General features: G+C 71.3%; 13 protein-coding genes. 4 read left to right on the top strand and 9 right to left on the bottom strand.

Annotated elements, in window-relative coordinates; translation table 11 throughout:
* Positions 1-69: 69 nt before the first annotated feature.
* Entirely contained in the window at positions 70-429 is a 360-nt protein-coding gene (locus tag AC07EG_RS23160) for an STAS domain-containing protein (RefSeq protein ID WP_478255243.1), read from the bottom strand.
* Positions 430-471: 42 nt separating this feature from the next.
* Complete coding sequence (locus tag AC07EG_RS23155; protein WP_478255242.1) at positions 472-3603, bottom strand: AfsR/SARP family transcriptional regulator; 3132 nt, start codon at positions 3601-3603, stop codon at positions 472-474.
* 76 nt (positions 3604-3679) lie between these two features.
* Here AC07EG_RS23155 and AC07EG_RS23150 point away from each other — a divergent pair, with 76 nt between their 5' ends.
* Together AC07EG_RS23150 and AC07EG_RS23145 are read left to right on the top strand one after the other, a co-directional pair.
* A complete protein-coding gene (locus AC07EG_RS23150; protein WP_478255241.1) occupies positions 3680-4591 on the top strand; it encodes an NAD(P)-dependent oxidoreductase in 912 nt (303 codons plus the stop codon).
* On the top strand, positions 4588-5184 hold the full coding sequence (locus AC07EG_RS23145) for an SDR family NAD(P)-dependent oxidoreductase (RefSeq protein WP_478255240.1): 597 nt from the start codon (positions 4588-4590) through the stop codon (positions 5182-5184). The genes AC07EG_RS23150 and AC07EG_RS23145 overlap by 4 nt, the downstream gene beginning before the upstream one ends.
* Here AC07EG_RS23145 and AC07EG_RS23140 read toward each other — a convergent pair.
* Entirely contained in the window at positions 5160-5948 is a 789-nt protein-coding gene (locus AC07EG_RS23140; protein ID WP_478255239.1) for an SDR family NAD(P)-dependent oxidoreductase, read from the bottom strand. The genes AC07EG_RS23145 and AC07EG_RS23140 overlap by 25 nt on opposite strands.
* A gap of 7 nt (positions 5949-5955) precedes the next feature.
* Positions 5956-6789 (bottom strand): aldo/keto reductase, encoded by an 834-nt coding sequence (locus AC07EG_RS23135; protein WP_478255238.1) that lies wholly within the window; start codon positions 6787-6789, stop codon positions 5956-5958.
* A gap of 213 nt (positions 6790-7002) precedes the next feature.
* On the opposite strand from AC07EG_RS23135, the gene AC07EG_RS23130 reads away from it, so the two are divergent.
* Both AC07EG_RS23130 and AC07EG_RS23125 read left to right on the top strand, forming a co-directional pair.
* On the top strand, positions 7003-7452 hold the full coding sequence (locus AC07EG_RS23130) for a MarR family winged helix-turn-helix transcriptional regulator (protein WP_478255237.1): 450 nt from the start codon (positions 7003-7005) through the stop codon (positions 7450-7452).
* Positions 7453-7486: 34 nt separating this feature from the next.
* Entirely contained in the window at positions 7487-8566 is a 1080-nt protein-coding gene (locus tag AC07EG_RS23125) for an ATP-dependent DNA ligase (protein ID WP_478255236.1), read from the top strand.
* A 212-nt stretch (positions 8567-8778) separates the two neighbouring features.
* Here the strand turns inward: AC07EG_RS23125 and AC07EG_RS23120 are convergent, their stop codons facing one another.
* The 5 genes from AC07EG_RS23120 to AC07EG_RS23100 form a co-directional block, all read right to left on the bottom strand.
* On the bottom strand, positions 8779-10983 hold the full coding sequence (locus tag AC07EG_RS23120; RefSeq protein ID WP_478255235.1) for a terpene synthase family protein: 2205 nt from the start codon (positions 10981-10983) through the stop codon (positions 8779-8781).
* A gap of 351 nt (positions 10984-11334) precedes the next feature.
* Entirely contained in the window at positions 11335-12882 is a 1548-nt protein-coding gene (locus AC07EG_RS23115) for a DHA2 family efflux MFS transporter permease subunit (RefSeq protein ID WP_478255234.1), read from the bottom strand.
* A gap of 504 nt (positions 12883-13386) precedes the next feature.
* Complete coding sequence (locus AC07EG_RS23110) at positions 13387-14601, bottom strand: cytochrome P450 (protein ID WP_478255233.1); 1215 nt, start codon at positions 14599-14601, stop codon at positions 13387-13389.
* 217 nt (positions 14602-14818) lie between these two features.
* On the bottom strand, positions 14819-16678 hold the full coding sequence (locus tag AC07EG_RS23105) for an ABC transporter ATP-binding protein (protein WP_478255232.1): 1860 nt from the start codon (positions 16676-16678) through the stop codon (positions 14819-14821).
* The gene (locus AC07EG_RS23100; protein WP_478255231.1) at positions 16675-18357 is read right to left on the bottom strand and encodes an ABC transporter ATP-binding protein; all 1683 of its coding nucleotides are present in this window, start codon (positions 18355-18357) and stop codon (positions 16675-16677) included. The genes AC07EG_RS23105 and AC07EG_RS23100 overlap by 4 nt, the downstream gene beginning before the upstream one ends.
* Between the last annotated feature and the right edge of the window lie 44 nt (positions 18358-18401).

The following is an 18401-nucleotide window of genomic DNA, read 5'->3' as shown; positions in this document are numbered from 1 at the left end:
GCAGCTGGTGCGGCCCCAGGCATCGAGACCGCGGTGGCCGCGTGCCGGTGCCAGCCGCCCGGGATCGGGTCAGTGGGGGGCGAGGGCGGCGGAGGTGCTCGGGTGGAGGGGGAGCACGCGGTCCAGGCCGGTGATGGTGAGCGGGCGCAGCACCACGTCGCCGGTGGCCACGACCGCGAACGGGAGGCCGAGTTCGGCGTGCGCCCTGACCAGGGCGGAGATACCGGCGCTGGCCAGGAACTCCACGGCGATCAGGTTGACCACCAGCGCGGCGGGTGCCGCGGCGGCGGCGTCCCCGATCGCCTCCTCCAGCAACGGCGTGGTCGTGCTGTCCAATTCACCGGACACCGCGAGTTCCACCGCGCCACCGTGCCAGGCGACGGCGATGGTGATGTCCTGCTCCGCTGTTCGCACCCCGGACGGCATCATGCAGCCATCCTGACATCCCATGGGTGGCCGACACCACTCCTGTCACCCTGCGATGTCCACAATGGAAACCGAACCGTCACGGAACCGGGCGGCGAACCCCGGCTCACCCAGCGCGGCCACCGCCGCGGCGGTGATGCGGTCGACGTCCCCGCGTTCGGCCTCGGGCAGCGGGGTGCCGATCGACTCCCTGGTCGCCGCCGCGGCGCCGAGCAGGCGGGCGGCTTCCCCGTGCGCACCGCCGGCGGCGTGGGCGCCGGCGAGCCCCTCCAGCGCCAGCGCGATGGACCGCGGGTCGCCGGTGGCGAGCGCGGCGGCGTGGCCCTCCCGCTGCCGCGCCAGCGCGAGCGCGGCGTCCCCGCGTTGTTCGGCGGCGAAGCCCAGTTCGGCCATGATCAACGCGGTGCCGAGGTCGCCGTCGACCTGACGGCACCACTCCAGCCACTTCTCCAGGTGCGCCTCGGCCTGCTCGTACCGGCCCTGCCGCCGAGCGGAGAGCCCCAGCCCGATCTCGGCGAACTGCTCACCCCGCTTGTGCGAGTGCTGCGCGGCCAGTTTCCGCGCGCGCTCGTGGTACTCGTCGGCCTTGGCGAACTCGCCCTTGAGCAGCGCGAGCCGCCCGATGCCGGAGAGCGTGTACGAGACCTCGTTCCACAGCCCCAGTTCCTCGGCCAGCCGCAGGGCGTTGCGGCGCAGGCTCTCGGCGCGTTCGTAGTCACCGGCGATCTCGGCCAGCGCGCTGAGCGTGTCGGTCGACTTCACCTCGCCCCACCGGTCGCCGACCGCGCGGAACAGTTCGATGGCGCGTTCGCTGTCCCGCCGGGCGGTGGCCAGCCCGCTCCGCGGCAGCGCCTGCGTGGCCTGCAGGCTGAGCGCGGCGGCCTCACCCCAGCGGTCGCCGAGTTCCCGGAAGGCGGCCAGCGCGCGGTCCACCCTGGCGGCCCCGACGGACAGGTCACCGGCGCCGATCAACGCGAAGCTCATGAACCACTCGGCGCGGGCGCGGCCGAGCGGGTCGTCGACGCCCTCGTAGAGCGCGAGCACCTTCTCGGCCCACTCGTGCAGGCCCTCACCCTCACCGATGAGGATGGTGAACCCCGCCTGCCAGGCCATCGCCCGCGCCCACGGGACCTCCGGCACCCGGCCGTCGATGGCCAGCGCGGCGTTGACCGACCGGTGCCCCTCCCGCAGCCTGCCACGCAGGAACCAGTACCAGCCCAGCGCGTTGACCAGCCGGATCGCCAGTTCGGCCGACCCGTCGGCCTCCGCACCCTCCAGCGCCGCGCGGAAGTTGGCCGTCTCGCTGTCCAGCCGGTCGAGCCAGTCGCGCTGGTCGGGCCCGTACAACCGGGGTTCCGCGTGTTCGGCGAGCTCGAGGTAGAACCGGTGGTGCCGCCGCCGGACGCGGTCGTACTCACCCGCTTCGTGCAGCCGCTCGACGCAGTACACCGCCACCGACTCCAGCAGCCGGTACCGCCGCCTGCCGCCGGTTTCGGTCACCGCCACCAGCGAGCGGTCCACCAGCCGGGCCAGCAGGTCGAGCACCTCGGCCGGTTTCACGCCCTCCCCGGCGCACACCGCCTCCGCGGCAGCCAGTTCGCAGCCCTCCACGTGCAGGGCCAGCCGCCGCAGCACGATCCGCTCGGCCTCGGTGAGCAGTTCCCAGCTCCAGCCGATCATCGCGCGCAGGGTCTGCTGCCGGGCGGGTGCGCCGCGGTGACCGCTGGTCAGCAGGCGGAACCGGTCGTCGAGGCGAGAGAGCAGTTCGCTCGCGCCGAGCACGCGCATGCGGCTGGCGGCGAGTTCGAGCGCCAGCGGGATGCCGTCCAGCCTGCGGCAGATCTCCGCCACTTCGCTCGACGGCGTGAACCCGGGTGCCGCCGCGGCCGCGCGGGCGTTGAACAGCGCCACCGCGCTCGGCAGTTCGAGCGGGCGCACCGCGTGCACGACCTCGCCCGCCAGTCCGAGCGGTTCCTGGCTGGTGATCAGCACCCGCAGCCCCGGTGCCGCGCGCAGGAGGTGCTGCACCAGCTCGGCCACCGGTTCGATCAGGTGCTCGCAGTTGTCCAGCACCAGCAGCAACCGCTGGTCGCGCAGGGCTTCGGCGAGCTGGTCCACCGGCTGCGGCAACGCACCGACCACCGGGTTCTCCCGCAGGTTCAGCAGGCTCGCGGTGACCTCGGCGATCGAGCACGCCTCCGGTCCGCTGTGCGTCCAGTGGCCCGCCAGCTCGACCAGCCACACGCCGTCCGGGAAAGCGCCGAGCAGCCGGGACGCGGCCTCGACGGCCAGCCGGGTCTTGCCCACCCCGCCCGGCCCGGACAGGGTGACCAGCCGGTGCGCCGACAGCGACTGCCCGACCCCGGTGACCTCGTCGTCGCGGCCGATCAGCTCGGTCAGCGGGGCGGGCAGGTTCGTGGTGCGCCGGGCCGACGGGTTCAGCGCCGGGTCCTGCCGCAGCATCGACTGGTACAGCTCGGCCAGCTCCGGACTCGGGTCGAGGCCCAGTTCGCCGGCGAGCCGCTCGCGCAGCTCCGCGTACCCGGCCAGCGCCTCGCTCTGCCGCCCGGCGCGGTACAGCGCGAGCAGGTGCGTGCGGCGCAGGCGCTCCCGCAGCGGGTGCCGGGCGACCAGTGCGGCCAGCTCCCCGGCCAGTTCGCCGTGCTCACCCAGCTCCAGCCGGGCTTCGGCCTGCTCCTCCAGCGCCACCAGCCGCAGTTCGTCGAGCCGCTGGACCACCGGCAGCAGGAAATCGGCGTCCGGGAAGTCGGCGAAGGCGGGACCACGCCAGAGCGCCAGCGCCTCGGCGATCCGGCCCGCCCTGGCCCGGGGGTCACCGGCCTGCCGCGCCTGCTCCAGCAGCTCCTCGAACCGGACGGCGTCGACCTCGGCGGCCTTGAGCGCGTAACCGGAGGGCCCGGAAACCACCAGCTCGCGGCCACCCGGCTCGCCCTGCTCCAGCGCCCGCCGCAGCTGGGACACCTTGGTCTGCAACGCGCCGATCGGGTTCGCCGGCGGCTCGGCCCCCCACAGGTCCTCGACCAGCCTGCCCGCGGACACCGGGCGCCCGCGGTGGGCGAGCAGGTCCGCCAGCAGCGCGCGGACCTTCGCCTCCGGCACCTTCACCGGCTGATCCGCCGTCCACACCTCAAGCGGACCGAGCACCCCGAAACGCACGGGAGCAGCCTAACCGGGCGCACCGACAGTTTCCCGTGAGCGGAGCCGAACCGGATCGAAAGCCCGGTGGCGCACGGTGGGAACCGTCAACGGACACCGATCGAGAAGAGGAACGATGACGGAGAACTCCACCCGCGTCACCGTCGCCGGACTGGGCGACATGGGCCGGGCGCTCGCCGCGGCCCTGCTGCGCAACGGTTTCCCGACCACGGTGTGGAACCGCACCCCCGGCAAGGCCGCCGGGCTCCCGGAGGTCCGTGAAGCGGCGAGCCTGGCGGAGGCGTTCGAGGCGAGCGAAGTGGTGATCCTCTGCGTGGTCGACAACGAGGCGGTCGCCGAACTGCTCGACGCGGCCGGTGACCGGCTGCGCGGGCGGGTGCTGGTCAACCTGACCAACGGCACCCCGCGGCAGGCGCGTGAGCTGGAGGAACGCGTGACCGCGCTGGGCGCCGAGTACGTCGACGGCGGCATCATGGCGGTTCCGCCGGGCGTCGGCACCGAGCACGCCTTCGTGCTGTACTCCGGTTCGGAGAGCGCGGTCAAGGCGCACCACGACCTGCTCGCGTCCTTCGGCGGGGTGCAGTTCGTCGGCCGGGACGCGGGGCTGGCGGCGCTGTACGACCTGGCGTTGCTCAGCGGGATGTACGGGCTGCACTCGGGCGCGCTGCACGCCTTCGCGCTGATCGGCTCGGAGGGCATCTCGGCGACGGAATTCTCGAAGCTGCTGATGCCGTGGCTGGAGGCGATGTCGGGAACGGTCACCGAGGCCGCCGACCGGATCGACCGCGACGTGTTCAACGAGGACGTGGTGTCGAACCTGGCCATGCAGGCCAAGGCGTTCCCGAACCTGATCGAGGCCAGCCGGGAGCAGGGCGTGCGGCCGGACCTGATGGAACCGCTGCTCCCCCTGTTCCGGGAGTGGGTGGCGCGGGGCCACGGCGACGAGGACGCGGCCGGCGTGGTGCGCCTGCTGCGGGAAGCCCCGTGACAGCACGGGCGGTGGTCACCGGCGGCACGCACGGCGTGGGGCTGGCGATCGCGCGGGCGGTGCTCGCCGGCGAGGGCCAGGTGCTGCTCACCGGCCGCGACGAGCGCAAGGTCGAGGTGGCCCGCGACGCACTGGGGCCGCGGGCGTTCGTGCTGCGCTCGGACGTCACGAGCATGGCCGACGTCGACGCGCTGGGCGGGGTCGTCGCGGACCGGCTCGGTGCGGTGGACGCGGTGTTCCTCACCGTCCGGTGCTCCTCCGCGGTGCCGTTCGGGGAGGTCGCCGAAGCCGAGTACGACCGGGTCTTCGACGTCAACGCGAAGGGCGCCTTCTTCACCGCGCAACGGTTGCTGCCGCTCGTCCGCGATGGCGGCTCCGTCGTGTTCACCACCGACGCGGACGGCGGCGTCCTCGGCACCGCGGCGGCGGCCGCGGTGGGGGCGTTCGCCGGGGCGCTGGCCGCGGACCTGGCCCACCGGGGGATCCAGGCGTGCGCCACCAGCCCGGCGGCGGCGCTGCGGGGGGTGGAGCACCTCCGGCGGAGGCCGCCCCACCCCCGGCACGCCGCTCAGGGAACGATGGAGTCGACGTAGCCGCCGTCCACCCGGACGGCGGCGCCGGTGGTCGCCGACGCCAGCGGCGAGCTGAGGTAGACCACCAGGTTGGCGATCTCCTCCGGCTCGATCAGCCGCTGCAGCAGCGACTGCGGCCGGTGCAGCCGCATGAACTCGCGCTGCGCCTCGTCCCACGGCAGCGAGCGGTCCACCAGCTGGTAGACGAAGTCCTCCACGCCGCCGGTGTGCGTCGGGCCCGCGATCACCGAGTTCACGGTGACCCCGGTGCCCGCCGCCTCCTTCGCGAAGCCCCGTGAAACCCCGAGCAGCGCCGTCTTGGAGACGCCGTAGTGGATCATCTCGGCCGGGATGACCACGGCGGAGTCGCTGGCGATGTTGAGGATGCGGCCCCACCCGCGGCCGGTCATGCCGGGCAGGTAGGCGCGGGTGAGCCGCACCGCGGACAGCACGTTCACCTCGAAGTAGCGGCGCCACTCGTCGTCGCTGATCTCCAGCGGGGGCCGCGCGCCGAAGATGCCGAGGTTGTTGACCAGGACGTCGACTTCGGGCAGCTGCCCGGTCAGCTCCGCGACGCCCTGCTCGGACGCCACGTCCGCGACCGCCGCCACGGCTTCACCGCCCGCGGCGCGCACCCGGGCCACCGCCTCGTCCACCGCGGACTGCTTCCGCCCGTTCACCGCCACCCGGGCACCGGCCCGCGCCAGCCCGGTGGCGATGGCCAGCCCGATGCCCTGGCTCGACCCGGTGACCAGCGCGGTCTTGCCGCTCAGATCCAGTCGCATGCTCGCCTCAGACCACGTTGAAGGTGTCGGGATCCGGGCCGGTGCGCTCCCCGCGGTCGAGCGAACCCAGCGCGGCGAGGTCCTCGTCGGCCAGCGTGAAGTCGAACACCGCCAGGTTCTCGCGGATGCGCTCCGGGGTCACCGACTTGGGGATGACCACGTTGCCCAGCTGCAGGTGCCAGCGCAGCACCACCTGCGCCGGGGTGCGGCCGTGCTTTTCGGCCAGTTCGCGCACCACCGGGTCGGCGAGCAGGTCGCCGCCCTTGGCCAGCGGGCTCCACGCCTCGGTGACGATGCCGTGCCGCTCGCCGTATTCGCGGACCTCGGCCTGCTGCAGGTACGGGTGCACCTCGACCTGGTTCACCGCGGGCACCACCGAGCTGTGCCGCGCCAGTTCGTCCAGGTGCGACGGCTGGAAGTTCGACACGCCGATCGCGCGGACGCGGCCGTCGGAGTGCAGTTTCTCCAGCGCGCGCCAGGTCTCCACGTAGCGGCCGCGCTCGGGGGTGGGCCAGTGGATCAGGTAAAGGTCGAGGTAGTCGAGGCCGAGCTGGCCCATGCTGGTGTCGAACGCCCGCAGCGCCCGGTCGTAGCCCTGGTCGGAGTTCCACAGCTTGGTGGTGACGAACAGGTCCTCGCGCCGGATGCCGGAGTCGGCCAGCGCCTGCCCGACCCCGCGCTCGTTGCCGTAGGCGGTCGCGGTGTCGATGCTGCGGTACCCGGCTTCGAGCGCGGTGGTGACCGCGGCGGTGGTCTCCGCGTCGGGCACCTGGAACACCCCGTACCCGAGCTGCGGCATGGCTACGCCGTTGTTCAGGGTGACGGTGGGTATGCCGGTCATGGCGGCTCTTCCTTCCTGTGCTGAGTGGACGGTGCTGGACCGGGGGACCGCTCCGGTCCAGCATCCCGGAGATCGGCGCGGACGGCAGTCCGGAGCGCTATCCTGGTGCGGAGCAGTTACCGGCGTGAGCAATAGTTGCAGACGCGGGTAATTGCCAACGATGGCTACGCTAGCACGCAACGAACAGGGGTGCGCCCCGAGGAGTGGTGAACCGTGTCACTGCCCGATGACGCCGTGGAGGCCCGCGCCCAGGGCTGGCGCACCCTGGCCGCGTTGCACGCCCGCATCGAGGACCAGCTGGAGCGCTCGCTGCAGCGCGAGCACGAGCTGTCGGTGAGCGAGTACACCGTGCTCGACGTGCTGGCCCGCCAGGACGGCTTCCACCTGCGGATGACCCAGCTCGCCGGTGCCGTGGTGCTGAGCCAGTCGGCGACCACGCGGCTGGTGAGCAGGTTGGAGGACCGCGGCCTGCTCCAGCGCTACCTGTGCCCGACCGATCGCCGCGGCATCTACACCGAGGTGACCGCGGCCGGGCAGGCGCTGCTCGGCGAGGCCCGGCCCACGCACGACCGCACCCTTTCGCGGGCGCTCGCCGAGGCCGGGGAACTGCCCGAGCTGGCGCCGCTGGTCGGGGCCCTCGCCCGGCTGACTGAAGTTCCCTGATCCCTTTTCGCTGCTCACGGCCTACGATCCGAGCGTGGACCTCCCCGTGCTGCCGCCGGTCAAGCCGATGCTGGCCAAGTCCGTCCGTGCTGTGCCGCGTGGCCCCGGCGTGCTGTACGAGCCGAAGTGGGACGGCTTCCGCTGCATCGTCTTCCGCGACGGCGACGAGGTCGAGCTGGGCTCGCGCAACGACCGCCCGCTCACCCGCTACTTCCCCGAGCTGGTGGACCTGCTGCGGGCCGCGTTGCCACCGCGGTGCGTGGTCGACGGTGAGATCGTCGTGGTCACCGGCTCCGGGCTGGACTTCGACACCCTGCAGAACCGGCTGCACCCCGCCGCGTCCCGCGTGCAGAAGCTGGCCGTGGAGACGCCGGCCAGCTTCGTCGCCTTCGACCTGCTCGCGCTCGGCGACCGCGACCTGACCGAGGAGCCGTTCGCCGAACGCCGCCGCCTGCTGACGGGCCTGCTCTCCGGCGCGTTGTCGCAGATCGTGCTCACCCCGGTCACCGACGACCCGGCGGTGGCCGAGGACTGGTTCACCCGGTTCGAGGGCGCCGGGTTCGACGGGGTGATGGCCAAGCCCGGCGACCTGCCGTACGAGCAGGACAAGCGGGTGATGTGGAAGGTCAAGCACGAGCGCACGGCCGACTGCGTGGTCGCCGGGTTCCGCTGGCACAAGGACGGCGAGAGCGTCGGCTCGCTGCTGCTCGGCCTCTTCGACGACGACGGCAGGCTGCACCACGTCGGCGTGGCCAGCAGCTTCACCGCCGAACGGCGCCGGGAACTCGTCGGCGAACTGGCGCCGCTGCGGGAGAACGCGCTCGCGCAGCACCCGTGGCGCGACTGGGCCGAAGCGCAGGCGCACCTCGGTGGCCGCATGCCCGGCGGGGTCAGCCGGTGGACCGGCAAGAAGGACCTTTCGTGGGAACCGCTGCGCACCGAACGGGTGGCCGAGGTGCGCTACGAGCACGTGCTGGCCGGGCGGTTCCGGCACGGCGGCAGGCTGGTCCGCTTCCGGCCCGACCGCGACCCGGAGTCGTGCACCTACGCCCAGCTCGAAGAGGTGGCCCCGGCGGAGCTGAAGGCGTTGTTCGGGGGTGCCGGACGACCGTGATCGCCACCGGCGGGTCGAGGTGGAGACCACCTCACCGGACGCGCGGAAACGGCGCCGCCGTGGCTGGAGACCTCTGGTTCAGGCGGGCTGCACGTCCACGCACAAGACGGTGTTCGGCGCGTGGTGCGTGCGCCCGCGTGCCGGGGCGCGGAGATCCGTGGGTGGCCCCGAGCCGCGCCAAGCGCCCCTGATCGCCTGGCGCGGCCGGGTGCTCACCGCACCGCCACCGCGTCCAGGATGCGGGCGGCGGAGGTCCCGAGGCCGGTGGCCGGGAAGGCGTGGTTGACCGGCACGCCGAAATCGCGTTGCACCTGCCTGAGCTCCGGTTCGGTGTAGCGCACGCACCGGCGGTGCCATTCGAGGATGCCGGACATCCAGTCCTTGAGGTGCTCGGCGTGCGCGGACAGCACGCGCCGGACGCCGGGGGCCAGTTCCAGCTCCTCGTACATGACCGCGAGTTCGTTCGCGACGATGTGCTCGAACTCCGCCAGGCGCGCGTCCATCAGCTTCGCGACGAACTCGGCGGCCTTGAAGCGGTCCACGCCGAGGAAGTTCTCCACCACGAGCACCAGGTTGTGCGCCTCGCCCTCGAACTCGATCTCCTTCTGGTACGAGTACAGGTCGTTGACGAAGCAGGCGAAGTCCATGGCCGCGGTTTCCAGCTCGTGCATGGTGCGGTGCTCGAGGATGGGGGCCGGTATTTCGGTGGCGTGGGAAAGTTTCGCCAGGCTCACCGTCATGTCCGAGCCGAAGGTCCGGCGCCGCATCTCCACGTAGTCGATCGGGTCCGGGATGCGGTGCTGCGCCTGGTTCTCCACCTCCCACACCCAGCTCGCGGTCATCTTCCGGACGGCTTCGCGGAAGCGCTGCCGGTGCGTGCCCGACATCGGGCCGGCGGTGCGCTGCCAGAGGTCGGCCAGCCCGCGTTCGATCGGGTTCTCCGGGGCCGGGCCGGATTCCCCCGGTTCGGGCATGAACAGCGCCAGGCGGGCGTCACAGGCGCGGGCGGCGGCCGGGTCGCGGCGGGCGCCGAAGACCAGCGGGAAGTAGTCGTCGCCGTAGGTGCCCCAGGTGAGCCAGGCCGAGGACAGGTCGAGCTGGTCCGGTTTGGCGTCGGGGTGGATCATCGCCGCGCAGTGCGGCAGGTCGATGCCACGCAGGCGCCGTTCGTCCCACACCTTCGGGGTGTCGTCGAGCATGCCCATCTCGCGGGCCCAGGCGACCGTGTGCTCGCGGGCGGCGGGCAGGTTCGGGCTGGTGTGGACGGGGAACGGCATGCGGATCCCGGGCAGCGGCAGCGGGCCGACCGGCCGGTGCGGCTGGTTCGAGTGCTGGCGGACCCAGGTGCGCGCCCCGGGTTCGAAGACCAGCTTGCTCGCGGAGGTGCCCAGTCCCCGCGGGCCGCCGAGCGGGTTCTCCCTGGCAGCGGTGACGTCGTTCATGTAGCGGCTGGAGCGCTCGTGCCATTCGTGGCCGCCCGCCTGCCAGTCCTGCAACCCCTTGAGGTAGGCGGCGACGGCCAGTTGTTCCGGCGGTGGGGTGCCGGTGGTGGCGAGCAGGGTGGGGATCTCGGTGAGCGCGGTGTTCTCGAACTGCTGCAGGCGGGAGGTGAGCAGCTCGTTCACCAGCTCGGCGGCTTGCTGGGTGGTGCAGTCGAAGAACTTCTCGAAGACCAGGACGGCGTTGGAGTTCTCACCCTCTTCCCGGACCTCGCGCTGGTAGGAGAACAGGTCGTTGCGGAGGTGGATGGCGTCGGAGAAGCTGTCGCGCAGGACCTCCAGCGGGCGGGTGGCGGCCAGCCCGTCCGGCACCTCGGCCGAGACGTACTCGACCAGGTTCGCCGACCACGGCGCCCCGCCCACCCGGCGGCGCATCTGCACGTACTCGATCGGGTTCGCGATCCGCCCGCGGTTGATGTTGTCCAGTTCCCACATGGACTCGACCATCAGGTTGTGCGTGCTGGTGGTGAAGCGGCGGCGCCAGCCGTCCGACATGGCGGGGATGGTGCGGGCCCAGAGGTCCTTGAGCCCGGCCTCGGCGGGGTTGGCCGGCTCGGGCGGGTGGCCGGTCATGAACCGTTCGAGGCGGTCGAGGTAGGCCTTGGCGCCGGTGAGGTCGCGGGAGTACTTGAACTGTTCGAGGAAGTGGTCGTCGAAGAAGAAGACCCAGACGTACCAGTCGGTGATCAGGTCGAGGGCGGGGCCGTCGCAGTCGGGGTGGGTGTAGGCGCACATGAGCGCGTAATCCATCCGGGCGAGGGCGTCCTCGTCCCAGACCAGCCCGCCGCCCGGCGTGGGGGCGTCGAGCATGCCCAGGTCGCGGGCCCACCGCATGCTGTGCGCACGGGCGCGTTCGAGGTGGGGGTTCAACCTGGCCGGGTACGGCAGGTAGAACTCGGGCAGGGTGAAGGCCTGCATGCTGGATACCTGCTCTCTCGTCGCTTGGTACAGACGCTGGCATTCGGAGCGGGCGCCGGGCAACGACCAGGAGAGCGGATACGGGTCCCCATCGAGTGAATCGGCATGCTGCTGTGGGTAGAGGTGCTGCTCAACTGCGCGTTTTGTGTGGGTTCACCATTCCGGTGAGGGTTTGCAGTTCGCGCACCGGGAGTTGGTGCTTCGCTTCTGCGAGCGTGAGGCGAATGAGCCGTGGGGTGGCGGTTCGGCTCGAAAGGCGGGCGGAGCGCATTGTGGTGCGGCGCCCCCGGTTGGTGGGGGCGCCGCACCAGGTGGTCGCGGCGTCCCGGGGGAGCGGGGCGCCGCGAAGCGTCAGTGGATGAGGATGGCCGGCGGTTGGGTATCGGAGCCGGTGCCGGAGTTGGGGCCCTCGGGGGTGGGTGGGGTCGGGGGTGTGCGCGGCAGGAACAGGGCCGGGATGAAGCACAGGGCGATGAGCACCATGGCCCAGGTGAAGGTGGTGGCGAACGAGTCGGCGGCCAGGGTGGCGGCCTGGTCGTGGGTCGCCGGGTTCATCAGGGCGGCGGTGGCGGCCAGCTGCCCTTCGCTGGTCGGCACGCCGAACTTGCCGGCGAGCAGGCCGGCCAGGATGATCGACATCACCGCCGAGCCGATGGCGCCGGCGGTCTGCTGGACGATGTTCGCCGCCGAGGAGGCGCGGGCGACCTTCTGCTGCGTCAGCGTCTGCAGCGCGGCGGTCATGATCGGCATCATCGTGCACCCCATGCCCATCCCCATCACGAACAGCGCCGCCAGCAGCTGCCAGTACGGGGTGTCCGCGCCGACGATGGTGAACATGACCATGCTGCCGACGATCAGCACCATGCCCGGCAGCACCACCTTGCCCGCGCCGATCTTGTCCGCGAGCCTGCCGCCGATCGGCATGGTCAGCATCGCGCCGATGCCCTGCGGCGCCAGCAGCAACCCGGCCTGCAGCGCCGACTCCCCGCGCACCAGCACGAAGTAGGTCGGGAACAGCAGCATGGCGCCGAAGAAGGCGATGCAGAAGAAGGTGTTGCTGATCATCGCGACGGTGAACGTGCGGTTGCGGAACAACGTCAGGTCCACCAGCGGGTTCGGCACGCGCAGCGCCCGCACGATGAACCCGGCGATCAGCGCGATGCCGCCGAGGCCGGGCAGCCACACGCTGACCGCGGTGACCCCGCCCGCGGCCGGGATGTCCGACACGCCGTAGATCAGCGCCGCCAGGCCGGGGGAGAGCATCAGCATGCCGGGGAAGTCGAACCGCTCGGCCGGTTCCGGCTTGTCCGAGGGCAGCAGCCGCCACGCCAGCAGCAGCGCGAGCACGCCGATCGGCACGTTGATGTAGAAGATCCAGCGCCAGCTGACCGAGTCGACCAGCCAGCCGCCCAGGATCGGGCCGCCGATCGGGCCGAGCAGCATCGGCACGCCGAGCACCGCCATCACCCGGCCGACCCGGTGCGGACCGGCGGTTTTGGTCAGGATGGTCATGCCGGCGGGCATCAGCATGCCGCCGCCGAGGCCCTGGACCACCCGGAAGGCGATCAGCGACTCGATGTTCCAGGCCAGCCCGGCCAGCATCGAGCCGACCAGGAACAGGACGATCGCCAGCAGGTAGAGGCGCTTGGTGCCGAACCGGTCGGAGGCCCAGCCGGTGACCGGGATGACCGTGGCCAGCGCCAGCATGTAGCCGGTGGCGATCCACTGGATGGTGGCCAGCGAGGTCTTGAACTCCAGGGTGAGCGCCTGGAGCGCGACGTTGACCACCGTGGTGTCCAGGATGGCCATGATCGAGCCGAGCACCACGACGGCGGCGACCTTGAGCACGGCGCTGTCGAGTTTGTCGTTGTCCGGCGCCTGGGCCGGGTTTGCTGTCATCGGAATCCGTTCGGGCGTGGGTGAGCGATCGAGCACGATCGAAGCCTGGATCACCCGCCGTCTGCCCCCACGACGAACCGGGCACGGCCCGGACTGACTCGCGGTCGGGTGATTACGGTCGCCGATGCTATGGGCGGGCGCCGACAGTTTGCGACCCGATTTCAGCTGGGTGTGGGCGCGGTCACGTCAAATGGCCGCGAAGGCGGGTGAATCGGCACGAAGTGTTTCCGGCCGATTACTCGTGCGAGCAGGCACCAGGACGGATTCCGGTGTGGCGTGCCGGGGTGTTCGGGTGGTTTGCGTCTTCGCGTGTGGCGGGGAATGTTGCCGCCTGGTGACTCGCGCGGGTGGGTCACTGGGTGCTGGGTCGTGGTGTGGGGGTGGCGCACCGAGGTGTTTGGGTGTCTTCGCGTGTGGCGGGGAGTGTTGCCGCCTGGTGACCCGCGGGTGGTCGCCAGGTGGCGCATTCCGGTGTGGGGTGTGGCGTGCCAAGGAGTTTTCCGGTCACCAGGTGACCGGTAATTCGTTCACGCTGTAGACCATCGCGGACGGGTTGCGGAATTCCAGCTCCTCCGGCTTCGCCGCCAGCTCCAGCGTCGGGATGCGGCGGACCAGGGTGCTCAGGGCGATCTGCATTTCCACGCGGGCCAGGAACTTCGCGATGCAGCTGTGGATGCCGTAGCCGAAGGCGAGCGGGTTGCTGCCGCCGCGGCTCAGGTCCAGCTGGTCGGCGTCGGGGTACATCTCGTCGTCCCGGTCGGCGGAGGAGGTCAGTGCGATCACGCCCTCACCCGCCCGCACCGTCTGCCCGGCCAGCTCCACGTCTTCGACCGCCACGCGTGCCACGCCGTGCTGCATGACGTTCTGGTGGCGCAGCAGCTCTTCGACGGCGCTGACGGTGATCTCCGGGTCCTCGCGCAACAGCTTCATCTGGTCCGGGTTCTGCAGCAGCGCGAGCACGCTCAGCGAAAGCGAACTGGCGGTGGTGTCGTAGCCGGCGGACAGCAGCATCATGCCGATGACCACGGCCTCGTTTCGGCTCAGCTCGCCCTTGCGGATCTGCTCGCCCGCCAGCCTGCCGAGCACGTCGTCGGTCGGCTTGCGCTCCTTGTCGGCCACCAGCTTGTTCATGTAGCCGAACAACGCCGCCGCGGAGGCGTTGCGCGCGGCCGGGCTCGGGTTCGCCTCGACCAGGGTGTTGATCCAGCGGCCGAAGGCGAGCCGGTCGCCGTAGGGCACGCCGAGCAGGTCGCAGACCACCATCAGCGGGATCGGCCGGGCGAAGGCGGTCACCAGGTTGACCGGCTTCGGCCCGGCGAGCAGCTTGTCGATGTGCTCGTCGACGATCTGCTGGATCTCCGGGCGCAGCGATTCGGCGCGCTTCTTGGTGAACTGCCCCATGATCATCCGGCGGTACCGGGTGTGCTCGGGCGGGTCCACCGCGACGAAGGCCCCCGGCTGCGGGTCCACCGGGAAGTAGAAGCCCTTGGGGAAGCCGGGGGCGGCCACCCGGGAGCTGAACCGCTCGTCGGAGAGCACCAGCTTGACGTCGGCGTACCGGCTGACCAGCCAGGCCTGCTCACCCGACGGCAGGGTGACGCGCACGATCGGTTCCTCGCGGCGCATCCGCCGGTAGTCCAGCGGGAGGTCGAGCACGTGGTCGCGGTCCCGCGCCAGCGGGAACGGGCAGGTCTGCTTCACTGCGAGCGCTTCGTTCATGCGGCTGGCCCTACTTCTTCCCTCGAAACCGGATGCGGGGCGTTAATAACCAACTTCGCCACGGCTGTGACGGTAATGAAACCGATACGCAACGCATAACCCCTACGGCTCCCCTGTTCGCTCCTTTTACCTGCTCAGCGGGGAGGGGGTGTTGCGCACGCCACAGCCGGGACGACTGGTCCACCCCCGGGTTTCCCCGCTCGGACTAGGGTGATCGCTAGGAAATCAGGTCCACCGGCGTCGCCGACGAAGCGGCGTGCAGGCGCGCGTAGACACCCTCCGCGGCGAGCAGTTCGTCGTGCGTGCCGCGTTCGACCAGCCGCCCGCCGTCCATCACCACGATCAGGTCGGCGTTGCGCACGGTGGACAGCCGGTGCGCGATGACGAAGCAGGTGCGGCCTTCGCGCAGCGAACCCATCGCGCGCTGCACGCGGGCTTCGGTCTCGGTGTCGATGGAACTGGTCGCCTCGTCCAGCACCAGCAGCGACGGCTTGACCAGGAACGCCCTGGCCAGCGTGATCAGCTGCTTCTCCCCGGCGCTGACGGTGGCGGTTTCGTCGTCGAGCAGGGTGTCGTAGCCGCCGGGCAGCGTCCGCACGAACCGGTCCACCCCGGTCGCCTCCGCCGCCGCCACCACTTCGGTGCGGGTGGCGTCCGGGCGGCCGTAGGCGATGTTCTCCGCGATCGTGCCGTGGAACAGCCACGCGTCCTGCGCCACCAGGCCGATCCGGCCGCGCAGGTCCTCCTTGGCCATCAGCGCGATGTCCTCGCCGTCGAGCAGGATGCGCCCGCCGTCGAGTTCGTAGAACCGCAGCAGCAGGTTGCCGAGCGTGGTCTTGCCCGCGCCGGTCGGCCCGACGATCGCCACGACCTGCCCGGGTTCCGCGGTCAGCGACAGGTCCTCGATCAGCGGTTTGCCCGGCAGGTAGCGGAAGCTGACCCGGTCGAAGACCACGTGCCCGCGCGTGGGGCCGGGCCGCACCGGCGGATCGGCGTCGGCGGCCTGCTCCTCGGCGTCGAGCAGTTCGAAGATGCGCTTGGCCGAAGCCAGCCCGGACTGCAGCTGCCCGGAGAAGTTGGCCAGGTCCACGATCGGCCTGCTGAACATCTGCGCGTACTGGATGAACGCCTGCACGTCGCCGATGGACAGCGAACCGCCGGCCACCCGCACCGCACCGACCACGGCGACCAGCACGTAGTTCAGATCGGTGACGAACCGGGCGGCGGGCTCGATCATGCCGGTGATGAACTGCGCGCGGGACCCGGCGCGGTAGAGCGCTTCGTTGTGCTCGTCGAACTCGCGCTCGGCCAGTTCACGCCTGCCGAAGCCCTTGACCAGCGAGTGCCCGGTGTAGATCTGCTCGATGTGCGCGTTCAGCGCACCGGTGGTGCCCCACTGCTCGGCGAACCGCGGCTGGGCGCGCTTGCTGATCACCCACGCGATGACCGCCGCCAGCGGCACGCTGAGCAGCACGATCAACGCCAGCGGCGGGGAGATGACCAGCATCACCGCGAGCACGCCGAGAATGGTGAACACCGAGTTGACCAGCTGGCCGAGGGTGAGCTGGAAGCTCATCTGGAGGTTGTCCACGTCGTTCGTGGCGCGGCTGAGCACGTCACCGCCGGCGTTGCGGTCGAAGTGGTCCATCGGCAGGCGGCTGAGCTTCGCGTCCACCTGCGTGCGCAGCTCGCGGACCACGCGCTGCACGATCTTCGCGACCAGGCGCCCGCGCCACAGCATGAACAGCGCCGCGACCAGGTAGACCCCGAGCAGCACCAGCAGCACCACGGCCAGCGCGCCGAAGTCGACGCCCTCGCCGGGCACCAGGTCGGTGGTGCTGAACACGTTGGCCAGGGTGTCGCGGCCGTCCGCGCGCAGCTGCGCGATCACGTCCTCTTTGGACGAACCGGCCGGGTAGCCGGCGCTGACCAGCCCGGCGAAGACCACGTCGGTGGCGTACCCGAGCAGTTTCGGGCCGATCAGGTTCAGCGCGATCCAGACCAGGCCGAGCACGACCACGGCGGCGATCAGCGGGCGGTGCGGCCGGAGCAGGCCGAGCAGGCGGCGGGCGGTCACGTCGCGACCAGGCCCTTGTCGAGCACCACCACGCGGTCCGCGTGCCCGGCGCTTCCGGACCGCTGGGTCACCAGCAACACCGTCGCCTCCGCCAGTTCGGGTTCGAGGTTCTCGCGCAACGCCGCCTCGGTGCGGTGGTCCAGCGCCGAGAAGCAGTCGTCGAGCAGGTAGATGTCGGGACGCCGCAGCAGCGTCCGCGCGATCGCCAGCCGTTGCCGCTGACCACCGGAGACGTTGGTGCCGCCCTGGGCGATCACCGCGTCCAGCCCGCCGTCCATGTTTTCGACGAACTCCTTGGCCTGCACCACTTCCAGCGCGTGCCAGAGTTCCTCGTCGGTGGCGTCGGGACGGCCGTAGCGCAGGTTGCCCGCGACGGTGCCGGAGAACAGGTGCGCCTTCTGCGGCACGAAACCCACGGTCCGGATGAGCGCGTCCGGGTCCTGCTCGCGCACGTCCGCGCCGTTGACCAGCACGGCACCGCCGGTGACGTCGAACAGGCGCAGGACCAGGTTCAGCAGCGTGGTCTTGCCGCTGCCGGTGCCGCCGACGACGGCGATCTTCTCCCCGGGTTCGGCGACCAGGCTGATCCCGCGCAGCACGGGCAGATCCGCGCCGGGGTAACCGAATTCGGCGTTCCGCAGTTCGAGGCGGCCACGCGGGCCGGGCGCGGGCAGCGGGTGGGCGGGCACGGTCACGCTGACCTCGGTGCCGAGCACCTCCTGGAGGCGCCCGGAGGACACCACCGCCCGCGGGGCGCTGGTGAACACCATGGTCAGCATCACCACCGACATCACGATCAGGCTCAGGTAACCGAGCAGCGCGGTCATCGCGCCGAGCTGGAGCGTGCCGTCGTCGATGCGCCGGCCCGCCAGCCAGACCAGGCCGACGGTGAACACGTTCAGCACGATGATCACCACGGCCGGGATGGCGGCCATCAACCGGCCCACGCGCAGCGAATGCCGGTACATCTCGTCGTTGGCTTCACCGAAGCGCTCGTGCTCACGGCGGTCGCGGACGAAGGCGCGGACCACGCGCACCCCGGTGATGCGCTCGCGCAGCAGCCGGTTGATCAGGTCGGTGCAGCGCTGCACAGCCGAGTACACCGGACCCATCCTGGCCAGCATCGCCACGATCGCCACGGTGACCGCGACGATCAGCCCGACCAGCACGAAGCTCAGCGGCAGGTCCTGGTTGAACGCCAGCACCAGCCCGCCGACGCACATGATCGGCGCGATCACGGCCACGTCGAACGTGGTCAGCACCAGGTTCTGCACCTGCTGCACGTCGTTGACCGTGCGGGTGATCAGCGAGGGCGTGCCGAACCGGCCGACCTCGCGGGCGGAGAAGTCGAGCACCCGCCGGAACACCGACGATCGCAGGTCGCGGCCGATCGCGGCGGCGATCCTGGCGCCGAGCAGCGCGGCCCCGATGGCGGCGGCGATCTGGGCGACGGCGACGGCGGTCATCAGCGCGCCGGTGGCCCAGATGTAACCGAGGTCGCCGCGGACCACGCCGTAGTCGATGATCAGCGCGTTGAAGGTGGGCAGCAGCAGCGTGGTCACGGTCTGGCACAGCTGCAGCAGGAGCAGGCAGGCGATCCGGCGGCGGTGGGGCCGCAGGTGCGGCAGCACACCGGACAGCAGGGTGGACAGCGTGGGTGGGGCGGGCTCGGGCAGCACAGCACTCTCCGGGTCGACCGGGCGGAGTCACAGTCGAACCCGCA

This window comes from Amycolatopsis sp. NPDC045836 (genome assembly GCF_056431745.1).
The sequence above is the reverse complement of the archived record's forward strand: the minus strand, read 5'-3'. Positions and strand labels throughout refer to the sequence as shown.